Source organism: Pacificoceanicola algae (assembly GCF_049341065.1).
Classification (GTDB): domain Bacteria; phylum Pseudomonadota; class Alphaproteobacteria; order Rhodobacterales; family Rhodobacteraceae; genus Pacificoceanicola.
This window is the reverse complement of the sequence record NZ_JBMPIX010000005.1, coordinates 181,263-204,821: the sequence shown is the minus strand read 5'-3', so window position 1 is coordinate 204,821 and position 23,559 is coordinate 181,263. Positions and strand designations below refer to the sequence as shown.

The 23,559-nt window shown below is 61.9% G+C and carries 19 protein-coding genes; 8 read left to right on the top strand and 11 right to left on the bottom strand.

Features of this window, described 5'->3' with window-relative positions:
- From tspO to ACOYQJ_RS10005, 3 genes are read right to left on the bottom strand one after another with little or no spacing between them, the layout of a single operon-like run.
- Positions 1-474, bottom strand: a complete 474-nt coding sequence (gene tspO / locus ACOYQJ_RS10015; protein ID WP_422905886.1) for a tryptophan-rich sensory protein TspO — start codon at positions 472-474, stop codon at positions 1-3.
- A 5-nt stretch (positions 475-479) separates the two neighbouring features.
- Positions 480-1,517 carry a 15-cis-phytoene synthase gene (gene crtB / locus ACOYQJ_RS10010; protein ID WP_422905885.1) on the bottom strand — a complete coding sequence of 346 codons (1,038 nt, stop codon included), beginning with the start codon at positions 1,515-1,517 and terminating at the stop codon, positions 480-482.
- Positions 1,514-3,067, bottom strand: a complete 1,554-nt coding sequence (locus ACOYQJ_RS10005) for a phytoene desaturase (protein WP_422905884.1) — start codon at positions 3,065-3,067, stop codon at positions 1,514-1,516. The genes crtB and ACOYQJ_RS10005 overlap by 4 nt, the downstream gene beginning before the upstream one ends.
- A 114-nt stretch (positions 3,068-3,181) precedes the next feature.
- Between ACOYQJ_RS10005 and crtA the strand changes: the two genes are divergently transcribed.
- From crtA to bchO, 4 genes are read left to right on the top strand one after another with little or no spacing between them, the layout of a single operon-like run.
- The gene (gene crtA, locus ACOYQJ_RS10000; protein WP_422905983.1) at positions 3,182-3,889 is read left to right on the top strand and encodes a spheroidene monooxygenase; all 708 of its coding nucleotides are present in this window, start codon (positions 3,182-3,184) and stop codon (positions 3,887-3,889) included.
- Entirely contained in the window at positions 3,886-4,890 is a 1,005-nt protein-coding gene (bchI, locus tag ACOYQJ_RS09995; RefSeq protein ID WP_422905883.1) for a magnesium chelatase ATPase subunit I, read from the top strand. The genes crtA and bchI overlap by 4 nt, the downstream gene beginning before the upstream one ends.
- Positions 4,887-6,575 (top strand): magnesium chelatase subunit D, encoded by a 1,689-nt coding sequence (locus tag ACOYQJ_RS09990; protein ID WP_422905882.1) that lies wholly within the window; start codon positions 4,887-4,889, stop codon positions 6,573-6,575. Before bchI ends, ACOYQJ_RS09990 begins: the two co-directional genes overlap by 4 nt.
- Before the next feature lie 6 nt (positions 6,576-6,581).
- A complete protein-coding gene (gene bchO / locus ACOYQJ_RS09985) occupies positions 6,582-7,436 on the top strand; it encodes an alpha/beta fold hydrolase BchO (protein ID WP_422905881.1) in 855 nt (284 codons plus the stop codon).
- Positions 7,437-7,468: 32 nt separating this feature from the next.
- Here the strand turns inward: bchO and ACOYQJ_RS09980 are convergent, their stop codons facing one another.
- The 7 genes from ACOYQJ_RS09980 to acsA all read right to left on the bottom strand — a co-directional run bounded on the left by ACOYQJ_RS09980 (position 7,469) and on the right by acsA (position 17,416).
- Positions 7,469-9,778: a heavy metal translocating P-type ATPase gene (locus ACOYQJ_RS09980; protein ID WP_422905880.1), complete on the bottom strand. Its 2,310-nt coding sequence runs from the start codon at positions 9,776-9,778 to the stop codon at positions 7,469-7,471.
- Between the two features lie 93 nt (positions 9,779-9,871).
- Positions 9,872-11,431 (bottom strand): PAS domain S-box protein, encoded by a 1,560-nt coding sequence (locus ACOYQJ_RS09975; protein ID WP_422905879.1) that lies wholly within the window; start codon positions 11,429-11,431, stop codon positions 9,872-9,874.
- 164 nt (positions 11,432-11,595) lie between these two features.
- Positions 11,596-12,009 (bottom strand): c-type cytochrome, encoded by a 414-nt coding sequence (locus ACOYQJ_RS09970; RefSeq protein WP_422905878.1) that lies wholly within the window; start codon positions 12,007-12,009, stop codon positions 11,596-11,598.
- Between the two features lie 217 nt (positions 12,010-12,226).
- Entirely contained in the window at positions 12,227-12,472 is a 246-nt protein-coding gene (locus ACOYQJ_RS09965) for an acyl carrier protein (RefSeq protein ID WP_422905877.1), read from the bottom strand.
- A complete protein-coding gene (locus ACOYQJ_RS09960; RefSeq protein WP_422905876.1) occupies positions 12,469-13,683 on the bottom strand; it encodes a dihydrolipoamide acetyltransferase family protein in 1,215 nt (404 codons plus the stop codon). Before ACOYQJ_RS09960 ends, ACOYQJ_RS09965 begins: the two co-directional genes overlap by 4 nt.
- Positions 13,680-15,677, bottom strand: a complete 1,998-nt coding sequence (gene pdhA, locus ACOYQJ_RS09955; protein ID WP_422905875.1) for a pyruvate dehydrogenase (acetyl-transferring) E1 component subunit alpha — start codon at positions 15,675-15,677, stop codon at positions 13,680-13,682. The genes ACOYQJ_RS09960 and pdhA overlap by 4 nt, the downstream gene beginning before the upstream one ends.
- Positions 15,674-17,416 (bottom strand): acetate--CoA ligase, encoded by a 1,743-nt coding sequence (acsA, locus tag ACOYQJ_RS09950; protein ID WP_422905874.1) that lies wholly within the window; start codon positions 17,414-17,416, stop codon positions 15,674-15,676. Before acsA ends, pdhA begins: the two co-directional genes overlap by 4 nt.
- Positions 17,417-17,550: 134 nt before the next feature.
- On the opposite strand from acsA, the gene ACOYQJ_RS09945 reads away from it, so the two are divergent.
- The 4 genes from ACOYQJ_RS09945 to ACOYQJ_RS09930 all read left to right on the top strand — a co-directional run bounded on the left by ACOYQJ_RS09945 (position 17,551) and on the right by ACOYQJ_RS09930 (position 21,166).
- Positions 17,551-18,789: an efflux RND transporter periplasmic adaptor subunit gene (locus tag ACOYQJ_RS09945; RefSeq protein ID WP_422905873.1), complete on the top strand. Its 1,239-nt coding sequence runs from the start codon at positions 17,551-17,553 to the stop codon at positions 18,787-18,789.
- Entirely contained in the window at positions 18,782-19,501 is a 720-nt protein-coding gene (locus tag ACOYQJ_RS09940; RefSeq protein WP_422905872.1) for an ABC transporter ATP-binding protein, read from the top strand. Before ACOYQJ_RS09945 ends, ACOYQJ_RS09940 begins: the two co-directional genes overlap by 8 nt.
- Position 19,502: 1 nt before the next feature.
- Positions 19,503-20,714 (top strand): ABC transporter permease, encoded by a 1,212-nt coding sequence (locus tag ACOYQJ_RS09935; protein WP_422905871.1) that lies wholly within the window; start codon positions 19,503-19,505, stop codon positions 20,712-20,714.
- 65 nt (positions 20,715-20,779) lie between these two features.
- Entirely contained in the window at positions 20,780-21,166 is a 387-nt protein-coding gene (locus ACOYQJ_RS09930) for a hypothetical protein (RefSeq protein ID WP_422905870.1), read from the top strand.
- Here ACOYQJ_RS09930 and ppsA read toward each other — a convergent pair.
- Complete coding sequence (gene ppsA, locus ACOYQJ_RS09925; RefSeq protein WP_422905869.1) at positions 21,163-23,529, bottom strand: phosphoenolpyruvate synthase; 2,367 nt, start codon at positions 23,527-23,529, stop codon at positions 21,163-21,165. The genes ACOYQJ_RS09930 and ppsA overlap by 4 nt on opposite strands.
- Positions 23,530-23,559: the final 30 nt, after the last annotated feature.

Sequence of the window (23,559 nt, the reverse complement as noted above, 5' to 3'; positions counted from 1 at the left end):
TCAGACTTCCGCTCCGCGTGCTATTTCGGGGTTCAAGCGCATGACGGAGAAATTCAGCGCCCAAGCCACGGACACCCATGTCAGGTAAGGGACAAACAACAGCCCCGCCAACCAGTCCACCTGCCACAAGGCGATACAGCAGGCGGCGACAGCACACCAAAGCGCGCTGAGCACGACCAGACCCAGACGGATCCTGCGCAAGCCAAAGAACACTGGGGTCCACAGCCCGTTCAATGCGATCTGCAACGCCCAGAGCGCCATGGCATAGGCATTGTCCGGCGCCAGCGCCGCACGCGCGCCAGCAAAGGCCATACATAGGTAAAGCGTGGTCCAAGCCACGGGGAACAACCAGTTCGGCGGCGTCCAGCTAGGCTTGTTCAGGCGATCATACCACGCCCCCGGCGGGAACAATCCCCCCGTTGCGCCGACCGAAAAGCAGGCAGCCAAGAATATCGCGAACAAAAACCAGAACATTGGCTTTACCTAAGCCCCTGCATCGGCGACATCAATGCTGCGCGTCGTTCTTCTTCGCGGGCCTTCAGGGTGATCAGGCTCGCATGCAACGCATCGCTCCAATCGTGGCTCTTTTGCGGGCGGGCGGTGGCCTCGATCAAAAAGTCCGTTTCCGGCACCGGCCGCGCGTGGATGACCGCTGACTTCGGCATCAAAGCCGTGGCCCCGGCCCTAACAACCGACAAGGCAAGCCAGGCCAGTTTCTGCCCCTGTCCGGTTCGGGCACGCTGGTCGATGGAATTGTATCCGGTCCGCGCCACTTCACGCCCGATCCCGGCATAAATGAACCGCGCTGCGAAAATGCCGGGGCGTGCATCAAGCGGCAGCGCGGCTATCCCCGCCTCAGAGCGGTTATAGAGCGTCTGCGCCTCGCGCAGCAAACGGCGCACCACGATCCGCAAATCTGGCGACATGGTCGGCGCGCGCAAAAACCCCTCGGGGTCGATGCCGACCTCACCCAGCCAATCGAGCGGCAGATACAGCCGCCCCTCGCGGGCGTCTTCGCCCACGTCGCGGGCGATATTCGTTAGCTGCATGGCCACGCCCAGATCGCAGGCCCGGGCCAAAGCATCCTTGTCGCGCACACGCATCAAGACGCACATCATTGCCCCAACCGCCGAAGCGACCCGGGCGCTATAGGCGCGTAGCCCCGACAGATCGTCGTAACGGCGCTCCATCGCATCCCACGCCAGCCCTTCCAGCAAGGCTTCGGGCAAAGCGCGCGGCATCTCGAAATCTTCGATGATCGCCGCAAAGGCGCGATCCGCCGGCGCATCTGCGGGACGCCCCGAATAGGCCCGGTCCAGCCGATCATGCAAGCGCAAGACCGCATCGGCTTTGGCCGCCTGCAAATCCACCTCATCATCGGCAAGGCGGCAAAAGGCATAGAGCGCCAGGGCCGGATCGCGCACCCGCGCGGGCAGCAGTTTTGAGGCTGCGTGAAAAGAGCGCGATCCATGCCGGATCGCCTCTACGCAATGTTCCAAATCCTTTGGCGCGATCATTCCTGCCCTACCGTTTCAGCATCGGGGATAAGTTGGTCCAAGACTTCAGCGCTGCCGATCACGCCCGGAAGCCCTGCACCGGGATGGGTGCCCGCCCCGACAAGATACAGCCCCTTGGCTTCTTCACTGACGTTATGAGGACGAAAGAAGGCGCTTTGCAGGATGCGCGGCTCGATAGAGAACCCGGCGCCGTGGGGGCTGAGGTATCTGTCGCGGAAGGTCTCGGGGGTGAAAACAAGCTGCTCGGTCAGCGTCTCGCCCAGGCCAGGCAACACGTCACGCTCCAAGACATCCTGAACCTTCTGGCGATACGTCTCTGCCATCGCGGTCCAGTCCACCGGGGTATCATGGCCAAGATGGGGAACCGGGCTGAGGGCGTAAAAGGTGTCATCGCCATCGGACGCCGCGCTTGGGTCCGTCACCGTAGGGCGATGGATATAGAGGCTCATGTCGTCTGAAAGCTTGCCGTTCAGAAAGATGTCTTCAAGCAGCCCTTTGTAGCGCGGCCCGTTCAGGATCGTGTGGTGGCCGACGTCTGGCCACATGTCGCGGGTTCCCTTGGTGCCAAAGTACCAGACGAACAGCCCCATGGACCACCGCGTGCGTTTCAACCTGGGTGCGGTCCAGCGACGTCTTTTGTGCTTGCGCAGCAAATGGTCATAGGTGTGGCCCGCATCGGCGTTGGACACGGTTACATCCGCCTCGATCATCTCGCCGCTGGTCAGGGTCACCCCCTTGGCGCGGCCATTCTGAATGCGAATCTCGTCCACCTGCGACCTTTGCCGGATCAAACCACCTTGATCGGCGATCACACCCGCCATCGCCATTGCAATCGCCTCTACGCCGCCCATGGCGTAATGCACGCCAAAGGCCTTTTCGAGATGGCTCACCAGCGCGTAAATCGACGTGACGTGGAAGGGGTCACCACCGATGAACAGCGGATGAAACGACAGTGCCATGCGCAGACGCTCGTCCTTGACGCATCTCGCCGCATGGGTGTGGATCGAGCGATCCGCCCTCAGCCGGGCGAAGGTCGGGAGTACCTTTATCAGATCAACCAAGCGATGCATCGGACGCCGCCCGAGATCCTCAAAGCCGACCGTGTAGCGCGTTTCGCTGTCCTTGAGGAATTTTTCGTAGCCGTCCAGATCGTTCGGCGCGAGCCGCATGACTTCGGCGCGCATCGCCTTTTCGTCTTGCCGCACTGTGAAATGACTGCCGTCGGGCCAGCGAATTTCGTAATATGGGTCCAGTGGCCGCAAGTCGACGTCATCTTCAAAGCGTCGTCCGCATGCGGCCCAGAGGTCTTGGAAAACCTGCGGCACGGTGACGATCGTCGGACCCAGGTCAAAGCGGTGATTGCCCTGGTGAATGGCAGAGCCACGGCCACCGGGGCCGTCCAGCCGGTCCAGAACCGTCACTCGATAGCCCTTGGCCCCGAGTCGCATCGCCGAGGCCAAACCGCCAAGCCCTGCACCGATAACCACAGCATGCGGTCGCGGCTTCTGAAAAGCGCGGGCCTTCTGATCGGGATCGACAGTTGTCAACATTTGGAAAGCTTACACATGTAAGGTTTAATTGACAATCTCGCATTCTCCTCTTTTCCTAACGGCACGAACATGTCAGGCTGAGTGGACAGCATTGCGCCGAGAGGGAGAGAGTCCATCCAAGTTGTCAGTCTCAGTTTTTACCAATTCCCGCGCGGTGCCGCCCGCCTTTGGGCATTTGCCATGATGGGTCTGGCCCGGCCCGCCCTGCGGCGCGTGCCCGGCATCGGGTTTTGGAAACTCTGTGGGTCAGGCACTGGCGAAGGCTTTACCCCGATCCCGAACACTGGTGTCTACGCCATCCTCGCAACCTGGAGCGATCTTGACACGGCACAGCGCCAAACCGCCAGCGCGCCAATCTTTTGCCGCTACCAAGCCCGCGCTATGGAAAGCTGGACGCTGTTCCTCAGCCCCATCTCCGCGCGGGGCGAGTGGGCCGGTCAAACCCCGTTTTCCGTCGATCCGGAACCGCAGACAGGCCCAATTGCTGCCCTCACCCGCGCCACGCTGCGCCCCGCGCGGGCCCTGCGATTCTGGAAGCGCGTACCGGACATAAGTGCCATGATCGGTCAGGACACCAATACGCTGTTCAAAATCGGCATTGGCGAGGTCCCCTTGCTGCACCAGATCACGTTTTCCATTTGGCCGGATGCCACCTCCATGGCGCAATTCGCACGCGCAGATGGCCCCCACGCCAGTGCCATCCGTGCAGTGCGCGAAGGCCATTGGTTTCGCGAAGAACTCTATGCTCGGTTCCGCATTCTTGGCGATAGCGGGACATGGCAGGGCCAAACCCCTCTCAGCCGCGTAGGAACACAGACATGACCAGCCCGTTCCCTTTCTCGGCCATTGTCGGCCAGCACCAAATGAAGCGCGCGATGGTCCTGACGGCTATCGATCCCGGGCTTGGCGGTGTTCTTGTTTTCGGCGATCGGGGCACCGGCAAATCCACCGCCGTGCGGGCACTTGCCGCGCTCTTGCCGCCGATCACCGTTGTTGCCGGCTGTCCGGTCAATTCGGCATTGCCCGCAGACTGCCCGGACTGGGCCAATGTCACCGACCTATCCCTGACCCAGCGGCCAACGCCTGTCATCGACCTGCCCCTTGGCGTGACCGAAGACCGTGTGACCGGAGCGCTGGACATCGAACGCGCGTTGACGCGGGGTGAAAAATCGTTTGAACCGGGCCTGCTGGCCCGTGCCAATCGCGGCTACCTCTATATCGACGAGGTGAACCTGCTGGAGGATCACATCGTGGACCTCTTGCTGGATGTCGCCCAATCCGGGATCAATACGGTTGAGCGGGAGGGCCTGTCGATCCGCCACGCCGCGCGCTTTGTTCTGGTGGGATCAGGCAACCCCGAGGAGGGCGAGCTGCGCCCGCAGCTTCTGGACCGGTTCGGCCTTTCGGTCGAGGTCCGCTCGCCTGACACCATCGAAGACCGGGTCGAGGTGATCCGCCGCCGCGATGCCTATGAGCGCGATACCGCGGCCTTCATGGCCAAATGGCAGGCCGAGGATGCAAAGCTGCAGAGCGCCATTCTTGCGGCCCGCGCGGCCCTGAATGACATCGACACTCCGGACGAGATCCTGCACGATTGTGCCCGGCTTTCCATGGCGCTTGGCGCTGACGGTTTGCGCGGCGAGTTGACCCTTCTGCGTGCCGCCCGTGCGCTCGCAGCGGAACAGGGGAGCGACCGGATCACCCGCGATCATCTGCGTGACGTGGCTCCGCTGGCGCTCAGCCATCGCCTGCGTCGTGATCCGCTGGACGAAGCGGGCTCCTTTGCGAGGGTCGCCCGCGTGATCGCCGACACATTGCCATGAGCGAAGAGGCGGCTTCGGATTGGACCCGCGCCCTGCGCGCCTTGTCGGCTTTGATGGTCGATCCGGTCGGGCTCGGCGGTATCGTCCTGCGCGCCCGCCCCGGTCCCGTGCTTCAATGCTTTGAAAGCGCTCTTGAACGATTGCCTCTGCCGCAACACCGCATTCACCCCGGCGTGGACGACACACAGCTATTCGGTGGGTTGAACGTCGCAGCGTCTTTGTCCGCCGGGCATCTGATCCGCGACACCGGATTGGCCGAGTTGCCCTGTGCGCTGCTGCTGCCCATGGCCGAGCGCACCCCGCCGAGCCTTGCCGCGCGCCTCGCGCAACTTCTGGACACGGGTCCCGGGCATACGCTTGTCCTGCTGGACGAAGGGGCCGATACAGACGAAGCCGCTCCTTCCGGTCTGGCGGATCGCCTCGCCTTTTTCGCCGACTTGTCCCTGATCCGCGCCGCCGAAGCGAAGGTGCGCCTGCCCGCGCCTGCCGATCTGGACACCGCGCGACAGCTTTTGCCCTCGGTTCAGACCCCCTCCGAGCACTTTGACCAACTGGTGGTTTTGGCCGCGCGTTTCGGCATCGATAGCCAGCGCGCGCCGCTTTTTGCCCTGCGCTGCGCCCGCGCACTTGCGGCGCTTGACGGCATCACTGATACAAACGACGCGCATCTACGCGAGGCAGCCGAGCTGGTCTTTGCCTCGCGCGCGACGCAAGTGCCCGAGACAGAACCCGACGATGCGCCGCCCGACAATGCGCCGGACCCCGAGCCTGAGGATGGCTCAAACGCCGAAACCGACCCGGCACAAGACCAGCTCCCGGATGAGATTTTGGTTCAGGCCGTCGCGGCCTGCCTGCCTGCTGACCTTTTGCAGCGTCTCGAGAGCGGTCGCATCCGCAGCACAAGCGCGCAAGGCAGCGGCGCAGGCGCCAAAAAGAAGGGCAACCGACGAGGTCGCCCGCTGCCCTCCCGTCCCGGTCGGCTGGATGGCCGCGCCCGGATTGATGTGGTTGCCACACTGCGCGCCGCTGCTCCGTGGCAGCCGATGCGTCGCAAATCCCGGCCTGACGGTCCGCAGCTGATCATCCACCCATCGGATATTCGTCTGCGCCGGTTCGAAGATCATTCGGACCGTCTGGTGATTTTCGCCGTGGATGCGTCAGGCTCGGCGGCGATGGCCCGCATGGCCGAAGCCAAGGGCGCGATTGAATTGTTGCTGGGGCAGGCCTATGCCAAGCGCGATCAAGTGGCGCTGGTCGCTTTTCGCGGCACCGGCGCCGAGATTCTGCTGCCGCCGACACGATCATTGGTACAGGCAAAACGGCGGCTTTCGGCTCTGCCCGGCGGGGGTGGAACGCCGCTCGCCACCGGTCTGAGAACCGCCTTTGAACTCGCGGTATCAAGCGGCCGCTCTGGCCTCAGCCCCAGTCTTGCGGTGCTGACCGATGGCCGGGGCAATATCGCCTTCGACGGCTCATCCGGCCGCGTTCAGGCGAAAAGCGACGCGCGGGCCATGGCGCGATTGCTGCGCGGCTTGGGCATGCCGACCGTCGTGATTGATACCTCCATCCGCCCCGGAGCGGACAGCGCCGAGCTCGCGTCAAGTCTTGGCGGTCATTATCTGCCCCTGCCTCGGGCAGACGCAAAGCGTATTTCCGCGGCCGCAGACGCCGCTCTGACACGCTAGGGCATCATGGACTGGGCCCGCGATCTTCCCTCTTGGCCGCACGCTGCGCTGTCTCGTCGGGTGATGTGTCGGCCCCATCATTGGCATGTTCAGGAAACCGGCGATGGCCCAACTGTGCTGCTTCTGCATGGCGCAGGCGCGTCCACCCATACATGGCGCGATCTGTTTCCCGGGCTGGCCAGAAAATTCCACGTGGTTGCGCTTGATCTTCCAGGACAGGGATTCAGCCGACTTGGGGCGCGCAACCGCTGCGGATTGGAGCAGATGAGCGCCGATATCCGTATGTTGTGCGCCGATCAGGGTTGGTCGCCCGCCTTGATCATTGGTCATTCCGCCGGGGCCGCCATTGCGCTGAACTTGTCCTTGATCCTGCCCGAAGCGCCGAAGGTCGTCGGAATCAACGCAGCGCTTGGCCGCTTTGACGGTATCGCCGGATGGCTCTTTCCCCTGTTGGCCAAAGTTCTGGCGATGACGCCCTTGACGGCCCTCGCCTTCAGCTCTGGCAGCGATCCCTTGGCGCGTGCCCGCCGCTTGATCAATGGCACGGGATCACAGCTTGACGCGGAGGGCCTTGGATATTATGCCCGCCTCATCTCGGACCGCGACCATGTCGACGGCACCCTGAAGATGATGTCGCAATGGAGCGTCGATCCGCTGCTTGACCGGCTTGCCGACATTTCGGCGCTCTGCCTGTTTATCACCGGAGAGAAAGATAGCGCCGTTTCGCCCGAAGTTTCCGTTAAAGCGGCAACCCGGATGAAACATGCCGAAGTCGTCACTCTGCCTGACTTGGGCCACCTCGCTCATGAAGAAGACCCGGAATACGTGTTGAGACGTATTCTTGACTGGGCGGGGATTTGACGCCGGGAATTTGATCTTGATCCGGGAACTTCTTACAGTTTGACCGTGCGCAGACGCAATGCGTTGCCGATGACCGAGACGGACGACAGGCTCATGGCTGCCGCGGCGACGATGGGCGACAGAAGTACGCCGATGAACGGATAGAGCACTCCGGCCGCCACCGGCACACCCGCCGTATTGTAGACAAAGGCGAAGAACAGGTTCTGGCGGATGTTGCGCATGGTCGCCTCGGCCAGCCTGCGGGCGCGGACGATGCCGCCCAGATCACCTTTGACCAGCGTCAGTCCGGCGCTTTCAACCGCGACATCGGCACCGGTCCCCATGGCGATCCCGACATCCGCCTCGGCCAGCGCGGGTGCATCGTTCACACCATCCCCGGCCATCGCGACCGACAGACCCTCATTCTTCAGACGCCGAACCAATGCGCCCTTGTCTTCGGGGCTGACCTCGGCATGCACCTCGTCAATGTTCAGCTCCTTCGCAACAGCATCTGCCGTCGCCTTGGCGTCGCCGGTGGCCATGACGATGCGCATGCCCAAATCGTGCAGAGCGCGGATCGCGTCGGGCGTGGTTTGTTTGATCTGGTCGGCCACGGCTATGATCCCCGCCGCCGTGCCATCCACCGCGACGAACATCGCGGTCTTGGCCTCGGCCTGCATGTCTTTGGCACGGCCGGACAAGGCGCCCAGATCGATCGCCAGATCCTGCATCAACGCCGCATTCCCCAGTGCAACCTTGCGGCCATCTACTGTGCCTGTGACGCCTTTGCCGGTTACGGCCTCGAAGTCATGGCTGTCGCGGCGTGGGGCATTGCGGTCGTCTGCCCCGGCGACAATCGCCTCGGCCAGCGGATGTTCCGAGCCGCGCTCCAGTGCCGCGACCAGCGAAAGCAACTCGGTCGCCTCCATGCCCTCGGGTTCGACATCCGTCAGTGAAGGCTTGCCTTCGGTCAGCGTGCCTGTCTTGTCGATGATCAGCACGTCAACCTTGGCAAAGCGTTCCAACGCCTCGGCATCGCGGATCAGTACGCCCGCATTTGCCCCGCGTCCGGTTGCCACCATGATCGACATCGGCGTTGCCAGCCCCAGCGCGCAGGGGCACGCGATGATCAGCACCGAGACCGCGGCAACAAAGGCATAAGACAACGCAGGCGTCGGTCCGAAAACCCACCACGCAACAAATGCCAGCAGGGCCGAGGCAACCACAGCAGGCACGAAATAGGCGGCCACCCGGTCCGCCAAAGCCTGAATCGGCGCGCGCGACCGCTGCGCCTTGGCAACCATTTTCACAATGCGGGCCAGCGTCGTGTTCTCGCCCACGTCCTGCGCCTTCATCAGGAAGCTGCCGGATTTGTTCAGCGTGCCGCCGGTGACCTGATCGCCTTCTGTCTTTTCGACTGGCACCGGTTCACCGGTGATCATGCTTTCATCAACTGAGGACCGCCCTTCGGACAGTACACCATCGACCGGTACGCTTTCGCCGGGGCGCACACGCAGAATGTCGCCCGCTCGCAGATCGTCCAACGGCACGTCCTCTTCGCTGTCGCCATCGACCCGGCGCGCGGTTTTCGGCGCAAGGTCCATCAAGGCGCGGATTGCGTCGCCTGTGCGTTCCCGGGCCGCGAGTTCCATGACTTGACCGATCAGAACCAGCACTAGGATCACTGCCGTCGCCTCGAAATACACCGGCGTCATGCCCATGCCATCGCGCATCTGCGATGGCAGCAGATCGGGCGACAGCAAAGAGACGATCGAAAATAGATAGGCCGCCCCGGTCCCGAGCGCGATCAACGTCCACATGTTCGGTGATCGGTTCACGATAGACGCCCAACCACGTTTGAAGAACACACGGCAGATCCAGACGACCGGCGTCGCCAGCGCGAATTGCAACCATCCAAAGGCGGTGTGGCCGATCCATTCGGCGAACGGAATGCCGATGTGGCTGCCCATTTCCAGCACAAAGACCGCCATCGCCAGGGGTGCGGTGAGCATCAGCCGGTGTTGGAAATCAGCGTATTCGGGGTTGGGTCCGCTGTCCGCAGATGGCGTCATCGGCTCCAGCGCCATGCCGCATTTGGGACAGTCTCCGGGGTGGTCGCGCACGATTTCGGGGTGCATGGGGCAAGTGTATTTGGTTCCTTCAGGCATGGGCTCGGGCTTTGCACTTTCGCTCAAGTAGCGTTCAGGATCGGCCTTGAACTTGTCGCGGCACCTGTCCGAGCAGAAATGATAAGTATGCCCTTTGTGCTTCGCCTGCGGTTTGCGCGCGTCAGGATCGACAGTCATGCCGCAAACCGGGTCGCGGGTGATCGACTGTGTCGCGCTGTGTTGTTCCTCAGCCATGGGTTGTCCTTTCACTCGGAAAGTAATTGGACCGTTGATATGGGGATTCCAGTTGCTGGAAGGTCAAGGGGCGGCAGCCGGGTTTCAGTCGATTCAGGCGACGTCGTTATCGTTATCGTGATGCAAGAGCGCGCGAATACGGCGGGCCAGTTCGGCATGGTGATAGGGCTTGTGCAGGATAGCGGTATTGCCGGAAAGCTGGTTCTTTGCGGCGACCACATCGCTGGCATAGCCAGAGGTTAGCAGCACCTTGATTTGCGGCAACTCCCGGGCCACGCGCTGCGCGAGATCATAACCGTTCAGAAGGCCTGGCATCACGAGGTCAGAAAACAGCAGGTCCACTTGCAAACCCGATGTCAGCATTTCATAGGCTTGGTCGCCGGACCCGGCTTCGGACGTGCGGTAACCAAGCTCTCTGAGCCGAGCGACGGCAAAGCCGCGGACCTGAGGATTATCCTCGACCACCAGAATATGCTCGCCCTTGCCATGAGGAAGTTCTGCCACCTCAAAGGTCTTGTCCAACGGCTGACCGGTCTCAGAGCCTTGGTGCACAGGAAAATACATGCTGAAGGTCGTGCCATGGCCGGGCTCGCTGTACAGCGCAATATGACCGCCAGACTGGCGCACAAAGCCATAGACCATTGCCAGCCCCAGACCGGTGCCGCCGCTGGAGGCTTTGGTTGTAAAAAACGGCTCAAACACGCGCAGTTGGGTTTCGGCACACATGCCGATGCCGTTGTCGCTGACGCTGACACGCAGGTAATCGCCCATCGCCACATGGGTTTCCTGTGCCATATAGCTGTCGTCAATGGTCACGTTTTCGATGGAAATCAGCAGCTCGCCTCGGTTTGGCATGGCGTCGCGCGCGTTGAGAGCCAGATTGACCAATGCCGATTGAAGCTGCGCGGTATCGACCAGCACCGGGTGCAGATTTGGCGCGATCAGCGTCTTGATGGTATAGGCCTCGCCAAGTGTTCCTTTGAGGATGGCCAGCGTTTCACGGCAGACCGCGCCCAGATCGGCCTCAACCGGGCGCAGGTGGCTTTGTCGGGCAAAAACCATCAGTTGCCGGATCAGGTCCGCCCCCAACTCGGCCGAGGCCAGCGCGTCGCGCACCAGCGCCTGTTGTTTGTCATCGCCTCCTCCGCGCATTTCGAGCAGTTCGAGGTTGCCGATGATCACGGTCAGAAGATTGTTGAAATCATGCGCGATGCCGCCCGTCATCTGGCCGATGGCGTCCAGCCGCTGCGAGCGTTCGAGCGCGCGCTGCGCCGTTTTCTGCCGCGTCAGATCGTGCAGGATCGCGACGAAATAGATCTGCCCTTCAACATCCGTGCGGCCTACGGAGAGGTGCAGGGGGAACAGGCTGCCATCCTTACGCATCCCTTCAACGTCGCGTCCGGTGCCGATGATCCGGGTTTCACCGGTGTCCAAATGATGCCGCATGAAACCCGCGTGATGCCGCGCCATGGCCTTCGGCATAAGCATATCGACCTTTTGGCCCTGCATTTCAATTGCGCTATACCCAAAAAGTTCGGCGGCGGCGGGATTGGTGCGCAGGATCGAACCCGTGTCATCTGAAACGATCACCGCATCGACGCAGGCCTCCAGCAGGGTGTGGAAAAAGCCAAGGTCTCTGGCGGTTTCGGGCATGGACCAATGGCTCCGATCTAACGGCAAACAATGCCGCGTATGATGGGGACCGATCCCTTGCGCGTCAATCTGCGGGCTCAGGCGCGACGAGTCGACTGACGACGCCAGCCTTTCGAGGACAGCAGACAGCGTAAAATTGCAATCGGGCACCGCAGCGCAGAAATTTAGGGTACATAGTCCGTCGGCGCGGGGTCTTGCAGCGTTTCAAGATAGTTGACCATGGCAATCAGCTTGGCAGGGGTGGGTGTCATCACGCCATTCCCGGTGTCGAATTTCACCAGATCGCCGTCAAGAAAGTCGCCGAAGATCGGCATCTCGTCGCGCCGCAGGGTCTGGCGCGAATAGCCATCGACAATCGACATGACCTCGAGCATCGGCCAGACACCGGCCCGGCGCGCAGAGATCTTGGTCAGGTCAGCGGGCGGCGTTCTGAGATTGGCAGCAGAGGGGCCGTCACCACGCCCCTTGGCACCATGACAGGTGGCGCAGTTTTCCTGATACAGCACGCGCCCGGCTTCGGGGCCTTGGATGGAACAGCCCATGGCCAGCATGGGGAACAGCAGAAGAAGGCGTTTCATATGGGGCCTGCTTTCATTGGTGTGTTCCGCCAGAATGGCGCAATTCGCGTTGAGGCGTCTTGATCCGGGTCAAGACCGGCGCGATTGCCCGGATCAGACTTGAACCCGCCCCGGTACTCAGTTCTGCCTTCAGGCTTTGGCGCAAAACTCTTGGAAACACGCCGCCCACATTCAACGGCTGGGCATTGGTTGCCGTGGCGTACCTCCGGGTGGGATTTCAGGCGGATTTGGCGCGCAGGTATTGGACCATGGCATCAAAGCTGCGCATCTGGTCGTAATCCGCTTCGGGCATCTCCAGCCCCAGACGTTTGCCCAACGCCGTCACCAATGTCAGAAAATCCATTGAGTCGATGTCGAGTTCTTCGCGCAGGTCCTCGGCGCGGTCGATATCGTCCAGATCAATCTCCGGGGCGATACGGTGCAATTCTTCGGTCAGAAGGGCGGTGATATCGGGCTGGGTCATAGCGTGTCCGGTTCTTGCAGATGTTTGTCGATGGCTTTGAGAAACAGCGCGCCGCGATGGCCGTCGCTGACGCGGTGATCGGCGGCAAGCGTGATGCGGGCGGCGAGCCTTGGGGCCACCTGCCCCGCCTCGATCATCGGGTAAAGGCGCGGTGTGCCAACCCCGACAATGGCAACTTGGGGCGGATAGATCACGCCGTACAGTTCATCCACACCGCGATCGCCAAGCGATGTCAGGGTGATCGTGGCGTCAGACAATTCACGCGCCCGGAACCGTCCGGCGCGCACGCGGGTGACCAGATCGCTCATGTCCTGCATCAGAGCCTCCAGCGTTTTGTTCTGCGCATCGAACAGCGCTGGCGCAACAAGCCCGCCGCCGCGGATATTGATGGCCAGTCCAAGATGAACGGGCTTGCTGGGGGTAAAGAGCCCGTCTTCGTTGTGGCCGTTGAATTCAGGGTATTTCTTCAGCGCAAGGGCCACGGCTTTGGCCATTGCCGCACCCAGAAGAATGCGGTTTTCGGGCGGACGATCCTTGTTCAACGCGGTGACAAAACCATCCACCACGGTCAGGTCAACCATATGTGCCAGGTAGTAATGCGGGATTTCGCGTTTTGATCGCGACATGGCAGCGGCAATCGCCGCGCGCATGTCCGATGGCGGTGGCGGTTTGGTCGTAGGTGCCATTCCAAGTATGTCGGCCCGGGTAATCGCCCGACCCTCTGGCAGCCTCAGCGTCGCGGGATCGACGCCGCGTTGCGCGGCCAAGCGGCGGGCGGCAGGGGTGATGCGCAGCCGCATTTGCGGATCATAGGTTGGCATTTCCGGGATCGGCTCACTCGGGCCAGGATCCTCATAGGGCGGATCTTCGGGAATCGGTTCATCGGGTATCGGCTCTTCTGGCTCGGGCAATTCTGGCGGCTCGGTTTCCGGCTCATCCGGTTCAAGTGGCTCGTCCGGCTCGGGCTCATCCTGCGCGCCCGTCCGGATCATGGCCAAAGGCGTGCCGACGGGGACTTCGGTGCCCAGAGTGACCAGCCATTCGGTCAGCACGCCGGTCTCGAAGGCCTCGATCTCGATCACGCCTTTCTGCGTTTCGACGGCGCCGATCACGTCGCCCCGTTTCACCGGATCGCCCGCTGCGATCAATTGTTCGACCAGCGTTCCGGCCTCCATATCCGCCCCCAGAGACGGCATCAAGAATGCGCTCATGGCTTTGCCTCCATCATGACTTTGACCGCCGCCACGATCTTGCCGACCTGCGGGATCGCAGCCTGTTCCAGATGGGCGGCATAGGGAATGGGCACCTCTTCGCTGCAGACGCGGGCCAAGGGTGCGTCAAGGTCAAAGAACGCTTCTTCCGCCAGTCGCATTCCGATTTCCGCCGCCAGCGACCCACTTTTCCAGCCCTCGTCGACAATCAGGGCGCGGTGCGTCTTGGCGACCGAAGCAAGGATCGTGTCCATATCCAGAGGTCTCAGGCAACGCAGGTCGATCACCTCGCAAGTCACGCCGCCCTGCCCCAGTTCCTGCGCCGCCGCGAGAGTTTTGGCCAGCGATCCGCCATAGGTGATCAGCGTCACATCATCGCCCGCCTGCCGCACCACGGCGCGGTCTATATCAACAGGGCCTGCATTTTCGGCCAGTTCCCCTTCGACGTTGTACAGCATGACGTTTTCAAAGATCAAAACCGGGTCGGGGTCTTGCAGCGCAGTCCACAGCATCCCGCGCGCGTCCTCCAGCGTCGCGGGGGCCAGAACCCGCAGGCCGGGGATATGGGCGTACCATCCCTCCAGAGAATGCGAATGTTGCGCGGCCAGTTGTTTGCCTGCGCCGGTGGCCATACGGATGACCACAGGCACGCCAAACTGGTTGCCTGACATGTGGCGCAGCGATGCGGCGGTGTTCAGGATCTGGTCCAGCGCCAGCAGTGAGAAATTCACCGTCATCAATTCAACAATCGAGCGCATCCCGGCCATCGAGGCGCCTATCCCCGCGCCGGTAAATCCGGATTCTGACAGGGGTGTGTCGCGGATGCGCTCGGCACCGAACTGGTCGAGCAAGCCCTTGCTGACCGCGTAGCAGCCGCCGTAATGGCCAACATCCTCGCCCATCAGGAACACGCGGTCGTCGCGCGTCATGGCATCGACGATCCCGGCCTTGACCGCCTCTCGGTAGGTTGTTTTGATCATCTTTCCTGCGGCCGCAACCTGCGGCGCGGCGGGGCGTTCCGGGGCCATGACAAAACGCCCCAGATCGGCGATCGGCTCATCTGTGCCTGCCTCGGCAAATCTGACCGCTTCGGCGATTTCGCGGTCCACCTCGGCTTCGATCCCGGCGATGTCGTCCGCATGTAACAGCCCGTTTTCCTGAGCCCAAGTCTGGAAGCGCACGATCGGCCCTTTGGCACGCCACTCGGCGATTTCCTCTTTTGTGCGGTACAGTTGAGCATCGAACATCGAATGCGGGCGAAATCGGTAGGTCTTGCACTCAAGAAAATAGGGTTTGCCCGTCTCGGCAATTGCAGCCAGCGCCCGCCGCGCCGCCACTTCGATGGCGACAACATCCATGCCATCAACGGTTTCCGTCGCGATGTCGTAACTTGCGGCCTTGGTGGCGATTTGCGTTTGGGATTCAGTCAGCGCGAGCGCCGAGCCCATGGCATAGCCGTTGTTTTCGCAAACAAACAAAACCGGCGTACCCCAGAGCGCGGCAAGGTTCAGTGCCTCGTGGAATTCGCCCTCGGCCACGGCGCCTTCGCCAAAGAAACATGCGGTTACCGCGTCGCTGCCCGCCATCTTGTCGCCAAGGCCAAGCCCCACGGCCATCGGCAAACCGCCCCCGACAATCGCATTGCCACCATGGAAATTATGCTCTGCACTGAACAGGTGCATCGAGCCGCCGCGCCCCAGGGCGCAGCCCTCGGCCTTGCCGTACATCTCGGCCAGAATGCTGTTCATCGGCACGCCGCGGGCCAGCGCATGGCCATGTTCGCGGTAGGTCGCAACGACGCGATCCTGCCCGCGCAGAACAGGGATGATCCCCGCTGCAATCGCTTCTTCTCCGTCATACAGGTGCAAAAAGCCGCGAATTTTCTGCTGGGTGTAAAGCTCGGCGCATTTGTCCTCGAACCGGCGAATGCGGATCATGCCGTGCAACAGGGCGCGAATATGGTCGTGGTCAAGACGGGGTTTGGTGCTGGTCATGTCTCATCACTTTCCAGGGTCGAGATATCGCCCTCGGGCAGGCCCAACTCGCGCGCTTTCAGGAGGCGGCGCATGATCTTGCCGCTGCGCGTCTTGGGCAGGTTGGTGCGAAAGGCGATGTCCTTGGGGGCCACGGCAGGCCCCAGCCGTTTCCGGGCATGGCCCATCAACTCCAGACGCAGCTCATCCGAGGCTTTGAACCCCGGTTTCAACGCCACATAGGCCTTGACCAATTCGCCCGCAGTTTCATCCGGCACGCCGATCACGCCGACCTCGGCCACCGCCGGGTGCTCCATCAAGGCGCTTTCCACCTCAAACGGGCCGATCAGGTGGCCACTGCTTTTGATCAGGTCCTTGTCGCGCCCAACAAACCAGAAATAGCCATCCGCGTCGCGCATCGCCAGATCGCCCGACAGATACCAACCGTCGCGGAAACATTTGTCATAGCGCGCCTGTTCATGCAGATAGGTCCGCATCATCGAGGGCCAGCCGGGGCGCAGGGCCAGTTCGCCCATTTGGCCGGACTCGGTCACTTCGCGCAGCACCGCGCCCGAGGTATTGACAATTCCCGCCTCGATCCCCGGCAGAGGTTTGCCCATCGACCCCGGTTTGACATCCATACAGGCGTAGTTGGCAATCATGATGCCGCCGGTTTCGGTCTGCCACCAGTTGTCGTGGAAGGGCATGCCAAAGACCTCGTTGCTCCAGATCACCGCCTCGGGGTTCAACGGTTCTCCGACGCTGGCCATAAAGCGCAGGGCGCTGAAATCATGCGCGCGCACCGGGTCGGCGCCTGCCTTCATCAGCATGCGGATGGCGGTGGGCGCGGTGTACCAGACGTTGACCTTTTCGGCTTCAAGGATGCCGTACCAGCGTTCAAAGTCGAACTCGGCCTCGTCGACGATCATCGTCACGCGGTTGGTCAGCGGCGCGATGATCCCATAAGAGGTGCCGGTGACCCAACCGGGATCGGCGGTGCACCAATATGTATCACCGGGGCGCAGGTCCAAGGCGATCCTCCCGGTGGTGTGATGCGCAACCACCGCCATATGAACGTGCTGCACGCCTTTCGGTTTCCCCGTGGTGCCCGAGGTGAAATGCAGCAAAGCCGGGTCTTCGGGGTCCATCACTTCGGTCTTGAACTGGTCCGAAGCACCTTCCATCAAAGCGCCCAGATTTTCGCAGCCCTCTTCGGCGCCGTCGATCAGGAAGACTTTACGCAATTCGGGCAGGCTGTCGCGCACACCCTTAAGCTTGCGCTTGTACAACCGGGCCGAGGTGACAACGACATTGCCGCCGCCGATCTCGAGCCGTGACTGGATCGGTTCGGGGCCAAAGGCGGAAAACAAGGGGCAGAACACCGCCCCTGCCTTCAGCGTTCCCAGCACGGCGATATACAATTCCGGCACCCGGCCCAGCAAAGAATAGACCCGGTCGCCGCGCCCGATCCCCTGCGTGCGCAACACATTGGCAAAGCGGTTGGCGCGCGCCTGAAGCTGGGCATAGGTGAAATCGACACGCTCACCGGATTTACCCAACCACCGCAGCGCGACCTGATCGCCGCGGTCCGCGGCCACATGCCGGTCGATCGCCTCGTGTGCGATGTTCAACCCGCCGCCAAGTCCATCCAGCAGGGCACGTGCTTCCTCCCAACTAAAGCTTGCGCGCGACGCGTCATAGTCCGGCATATTGGCCCGCCTGGCCGTCTCGGCTGTCTTGCGAATGATCTGCTGATCCATCTTGTTCCCCCTCCCGGCCTCGTGAGCAATCATGCCACCAAGCCTCAGCGACGCATTTGATATTGATCAGTTTGCGGCGCGGCGTTTTTCGCTACGGTGCAGCGAACCTTTCGTGAATGCTGGTAAACAAACCCATGCCCGACACCCCTCAAGACGTCGCTGAGACCCTTGGCTTGACCAAAAGCAGGGCGCGCTTGCCCGGCTGGGCGATCAGCCTGATCGTGGTCGCAGGCCTTGTTGCGTCGGGGCTTTGGTGGTGGACCTCGGCCACCGCGGACAAAGGCGTGAGCTATACCACCACTCAGGCCGCCACCGCCGATCTGCGTGTCACCGTCACCGCCACCGGCACGGTCGAGCCGACCAATCTGGTGGAAATCTCATCCGAGTTGTCGGGCACGCTAAGCCGGGTCAACGTCGACTTTAACGACACCGTGTCCAAAGGCACCATTCTGGCTGAACTCGACACGACCAAGCTCGAGGCGCAATTGGCCGTGGCCAAGGCGGGGCTGGACAGCGCCATTGCCCGCGTTGCCATGGCCACCGCCACGCTCGACGAGGCGCGCGAGAAATATCAGACGGCCCAGAGCCTTGAGGAACGCGGCGTGTCCGCGCACCAAACCCTTGTGACGCAAAAGACCGCCTTCATCCGTGCTCAGGCCGAGCTGCAATCTGCCATCGCTGACAGATCATTGGCCGAAGCCGATCTGGACCTGCATCAGGCCGAGCTGGAAAAGGGTTGTATCTGTTCGCCGATCGACGGTGTCGTGCTCAGCCGGTCCGTCGATGCCGGGCAGATTGTTGCTGCCTCACTGTCAGCGCCGGTGCTGTTCACCATCGCCGAAGACCTGACCAAGATGGAGCTTCAGGTCTATATCGATGAGGCCGACATTGGCCGCACAAAGGTGGGCAATACCGCTGAATTCACCGTTGACGCCTATGACGATCGCATCTTTCCCGCAAAGATCACGGAAATCCGCTTTGCCCCCGAAACCATCGACGGGGTGGTCAGCTACAAGGCGATTCTGGCCATTGATAACTCGGACATGTCGCTGCGCCCCGGAATGACCGCCACCGCCGATGTCACCGTGGCGCAGATTGCGCAGGCGCTGACGGTGCCAAATGCCGCCTTGCGCTATGCGCCCCCCGCCGCGCCGGTCGAAGACCAAGAGCGCAGCGGCCTTTTGGGGATGCTGATCCCCGACCATAACGCCGGCAATGCAGTGGGCGACGCCAAGACCCTGTGGGTGTTGCGCGATGGCAGCCCGCAGGAAATCGCCATTCGCGCCGGGCAAAGTGATGGCCGCCTGACCGAAATTCTTGAGGGTGATCTGAAAGCGGGTGATCTGGTGATCACGGACCAAAGCGATGGCTGAACCCGCCCCCGATGATATGCCCCTGATCCGCCTGCGCGGCATCACCCGCACCTACGGCAGCGGCGAGATTGCCGTTCATGCGCTCAAGGACATCGACCTCGATATCGACGCGGGCGAATTCGTTGCCATCATGGGGCCCAGCGGATCGGGCAAATCGACGGCGATGAATGTGATTGGCTGTCTCGATGCGCCAACCTCGGGAACTTACCACTTTTCCGGGGTCGAGGTGGCGGGGCTCAGCCGTGATCAGCGTGCCCTTTTGCGCCGTCACTATCTGGGGTTCATCTTTCAGGGGTATAACCTGCTGCCACGCACCTCGGCGCTGCACAATGTCGAACTGCCGCTGATCTACAAGGGCCTGCCCCGCGCCCGGCGTCACGCCATGGCGATTGAGGCGCTGGCGAAAGTCGGGCTGGAACATCGCGCGGATCATGGCCCTCCGGAATTGTCGGGCGGTCAGCAACAGCGCGTCGCCATCGCCCGGGCGCTGGCAGGCAACCCGAAGGTGATCCTTGCCGATGAACCCACCGGCAACCTTGATACAAAGCTGTCCGCCGAGATCATGGACCTGCTGCAAAAGCTCAATCAGGACGACGGACTGACCATCGTCATGGTCACGCACGAGTCGGATATGGCCGCTTATGCCCGTCGCCTGATCTGGATGGTAGATGGCCAGATTGAAAGCGACAGCCCAACAGAAAAGGCGGCCTGACATGCTGTTGGAAACCATTAGGCTGGCGGTGCAGGCGATTCTGCGCAACGGGCTGCGTTCGCTCCTGACGGTGCTTGGCATTGTGATCGGCGTCGGCGCGGTGATCGCCATGGTCACCATCGGACAGGGCTCAACCGAACAGGTGACAGCAGACGTCGAAAAGCTGGGCAGCCGCATGCTGATGGTGATCCCCGGGCAGGATGCCATGGGGGGCGGGCCAACGGGCATCTCGGCCTCAAGCTTTACCCAGCGCATGAACGACATTCTCGAAGAACAACTGGCCATCGTCGAGGTTTCTGCCCCGACAAGCACGACCCGTGCGCGTGTCATCTTTGGCAATGAAAACCGGCGCACCGATGTGATCGGCACCGACAACCGCTATTTCACCGCCGCGCAATGGGAGGTGGCCCTTGGCCGTTTCTTCGACGTGACCGAGCTGAAATCCGGCAAACCCGTCTGCGTGATTGGTGAATCCGTGCGCAAGCAGCTGTTCGGCACCTCGAACCCGCTGGGCGAGGAGATCCGCATCAAAACCCTGTCCTGCGAAATCATCGGCCTGACCAAATCCAAAGGCGCCTCGACCTTTGGCAGCGATCAGGATGATTTTGTCATCATGCCGCTGCGCAGTTTTCAAAGCCGCATCGCTGGCAACACGGACGTTGGCCTGATGATCATGGCGGTGCGTGAAGGTGTCGACACTGATCGCGCCAAGCTCGAGATCGAGGCCGCCATGCGCGATATCCGCCGCATCGGCCCGGGTGAAGAAGACGATTTTACCGTCATGGACATGAAGCAGATCGCCACCATGCTGACCGGGATCACGGATATCCTGACCGGGCTTTTGTCCGCCGTCGCTGCCGTCAGCCTGCTGGTTGGTGGCATCGGGATCATGAATATCATGCTGGTGTCCGTAACCGAGCGTACGCGCGAGATCGGCATTCGGCTGGCCATCGGCGCACAGGCCCGTCAGGTGCTGCTGCAATTTTTGGTCGAGGCAATCATTCTATCGCTGTTCGGCGGGCTGATTGGCATCTGCGTCGGGCTTGGCTTTGGCCTGTTGGGGGCCAATTTGCTGTCTGTGCCGTTTCGCCCCGATCCGCAGATCATCCTGCTGGCCTTTGCCTTTTCCGCCGCCATTGGCGTGATCTTTGGCTATTTCCCGGCGCGCCGCGCCGCGCGGCTGAACCCGATAGACGCCCTGCGCCACGAATGACATTTGTCAAAGCGCGAAGCGGCATCCGGGGCAAGATTGGGGCGACCCAACCTTGAGGTGACGCCATGACACTGAACGACCAAGAACTTGACCTGCTGCTCAACCTGCTTGAAACCCGCACAGACCTTAGCGTGGCCGAGCTTGACGGTGTCGGCCACGCGCTGGCCTTTCTTCTGAAAGACCGATTTGACAAAAGACGCGGCACGCCGGAAAACCTTGGCAATACCCAAGAGGCGATCCACATCGCCGACGAGGCCTATCCGAACTGGGTGATCAGCCTGCACGGCCGCGCCAACGACCGTGATGGTCACTGGCGCTGTAGCCTGCGCGAAACCGATGCCTTCGACGAAGACAGCATGATAGGTGCGGGCCGTTCTCCGGCTCTGGCGCAGGCTATTTTGGCCGCTGTGATGCGGCTGGCCATGATGGAGCGCAACCAGAGCGCGCCCTAACCCTCGGCTGCGGCCACGTTGTGCAGCACCTTGAGGAAACTGTCCGGCGTGACCGAGATCGAATCGATCCCGAACCCCACCAATGTGCGCGCATAATCGGGGTTGTTGCTGGGCGCTTGACCACAAAAGCCGATCTTGACCCCGGCTTTGTGCGCTTCGGCGATCACATGTTCGATCATCCACAGAACCGCCGGGTCGCTTTCGCTGAAAATGCCCGCCAAAGCCTCGGAATCGCGGTCGATGCCCAGTGTCAGCTGCGTCAGATCGTTGGACCCGATCGAGAACCCGTCGAACCGTTGGGCAAATTCCGCCGCGCGGATCACGTTCGAGGGGATTTCGCACATGACATAGACCTCAAGGCCGTTTTCGCCGCGCGCCAAACCGTTTTCGGCCATGACAGCCAGCACCTTGTCGGCCTCTTCCGGGGTCCGGCAGAAGGGGATCATCACGATCACATTGTCAAAACCCATCTGCCCGCGCAGCTTGGCAATCGCGCGGCATTCCATCGCAAACCCTTCTCGGTAACTGTCCGAATAATAACGTGAGGCCCCGCGGAAGCCGATCATCGGGTTTTCCTCGTGCGGCTCGAAATCGCGCCCGCCCAACAGGTCGGCGTATTCGTTGGTCTTGAAATCGCTCATCCGCACGATCACTGGTCTTGGATGCATGACAGCGGCGATCCGCGACAGTCCCAGCGCCAGATGGTCGATGAAATATTGGCGCTTATCGTCATAGCCCTTTGTCAGAGTCTCGATCTCGGCGCGCGCGTCCTTGTCCGTCACCTGATCAAAGCACGCCAGCGCCATTGGGTGCACCTTGACCGCTGCATTGACCACAAATTCCATCCGGGCAAGGCCCACCCCCTTGGCTGGCAAGCGCCACCAGCGCATCGCAGCCGACGGATTGGCGAGGTTCAGCATCACCTGAGTCCGGGTTTCGGGCAAGTCGTCCATGCTTTGCTCGGTGGTCTCGATCTCGGCCAGACCTTCGTAAATCACCCCGTCCGAGCCTTCGGCGCAGGACACGGTAATATCCTGCTGATCGTGCAGCACATGGGTGGCATTTCCGGTGCCGACAATCGCGGGCATGCCCAGTTCGCGGCTGACAATCGCCGCGTGCGAGGTGCGCCCGCCGTGATCCGTCACGATGGCGGCGGCGCGCTTCATGATCGGGACCCAATCGGGGTCAGTCGTCGGCGTCACAAGGATTGAGCCGTCGATGAACTGGTCGATATCCGCGGCGCTTTCGATGAAACAGGTCCGACCCGCCACCGCAGCGGCCCCGACGCTCAGCCCGCGCAGAATCTCACGTCCCGGGTTCTTGACGGTATAGCTGCGCAGCGCGCCGCCGGTCTTGCGCGATTGCACCGTTTCTGGACGGGCTTGCACGATATACAGCTTGGCGGTTTCGCCATCGCGCGCCCATTCCATATCCATCGGTTGGCCGTAGTGGTCTTCGATCACCTTGGCCATCCGCGCCAGTTCAAGGATCTCGGGATCGCTCAGCACATGCGCCGCGCGCTCGGCCTTGGAAGTCGGCACGTTGCGGGTGGTGCCGCCGCTGCCATAGACCATCTTGATCTTCTTTTCGCCCAGCCGGTTTTCGATGATCGGGGTCAACGCCCGATTGTCCAGAAACGGCTTGTAAACCTGATATTCGTCCGGGCTGACCGCGCCCTGCACCACGTTTTCGCCCAGCCCCCATGCGGCGTTGATCAACACCACATCGGGACAGCCGGTTTCAGTGTCGATGGAAAACATCACCCCCGACCCGCCCGTGTCCGAGCGGACCATCTGCTGCACGCCAATCGACAGCGCCACTTGTTCATGCGCAAAGCCCATGGTCTGGCGATAGGAAATTGCCCGGTCGGTGAACAGCGAGGCATAACAGCGCCGACAGGCGTCCAGCAAAGCCGCTTCTCCGCGCACGTTCAGAAAGGTCTCTTGCTGGCCTGCGAAACTGGCTTCCGGCAAGTCTTCGGCGGTGGCGCTGGAGCGCACGGCAACCGGCAGATTGTCCACCCCGGCCAACTGGCTCAGCTCGGCGTAAAACGACTTGATCAGCGGGGCCACCGAGGCAGGCCAATCACCCTCAAGGATCATCGCGCGGATTGCCTTGCCGGTCTGCGCCAGGGTCGCCTTGCCATCTTCAAGCCGGGCCATGGCCACCGCGATCCGGTCGGTCAGATCGTTCTGCGCCAGATAGGCCCGATAGGCCTCTGCCGTGGTGGCAAACCCCGGCGGCACGGCAATGCCCTTTTGCCCCAAAGTCGCGATCATTTCCCCAAGCGAGGCGTTCTTGCCCCCCACCAAAGGCACGTCGCTGCGGACGACATCCCGCAGATTGATCACATAGTCCGGCATGGCACTCTCCCTGATCTGATTGGCCTAGTC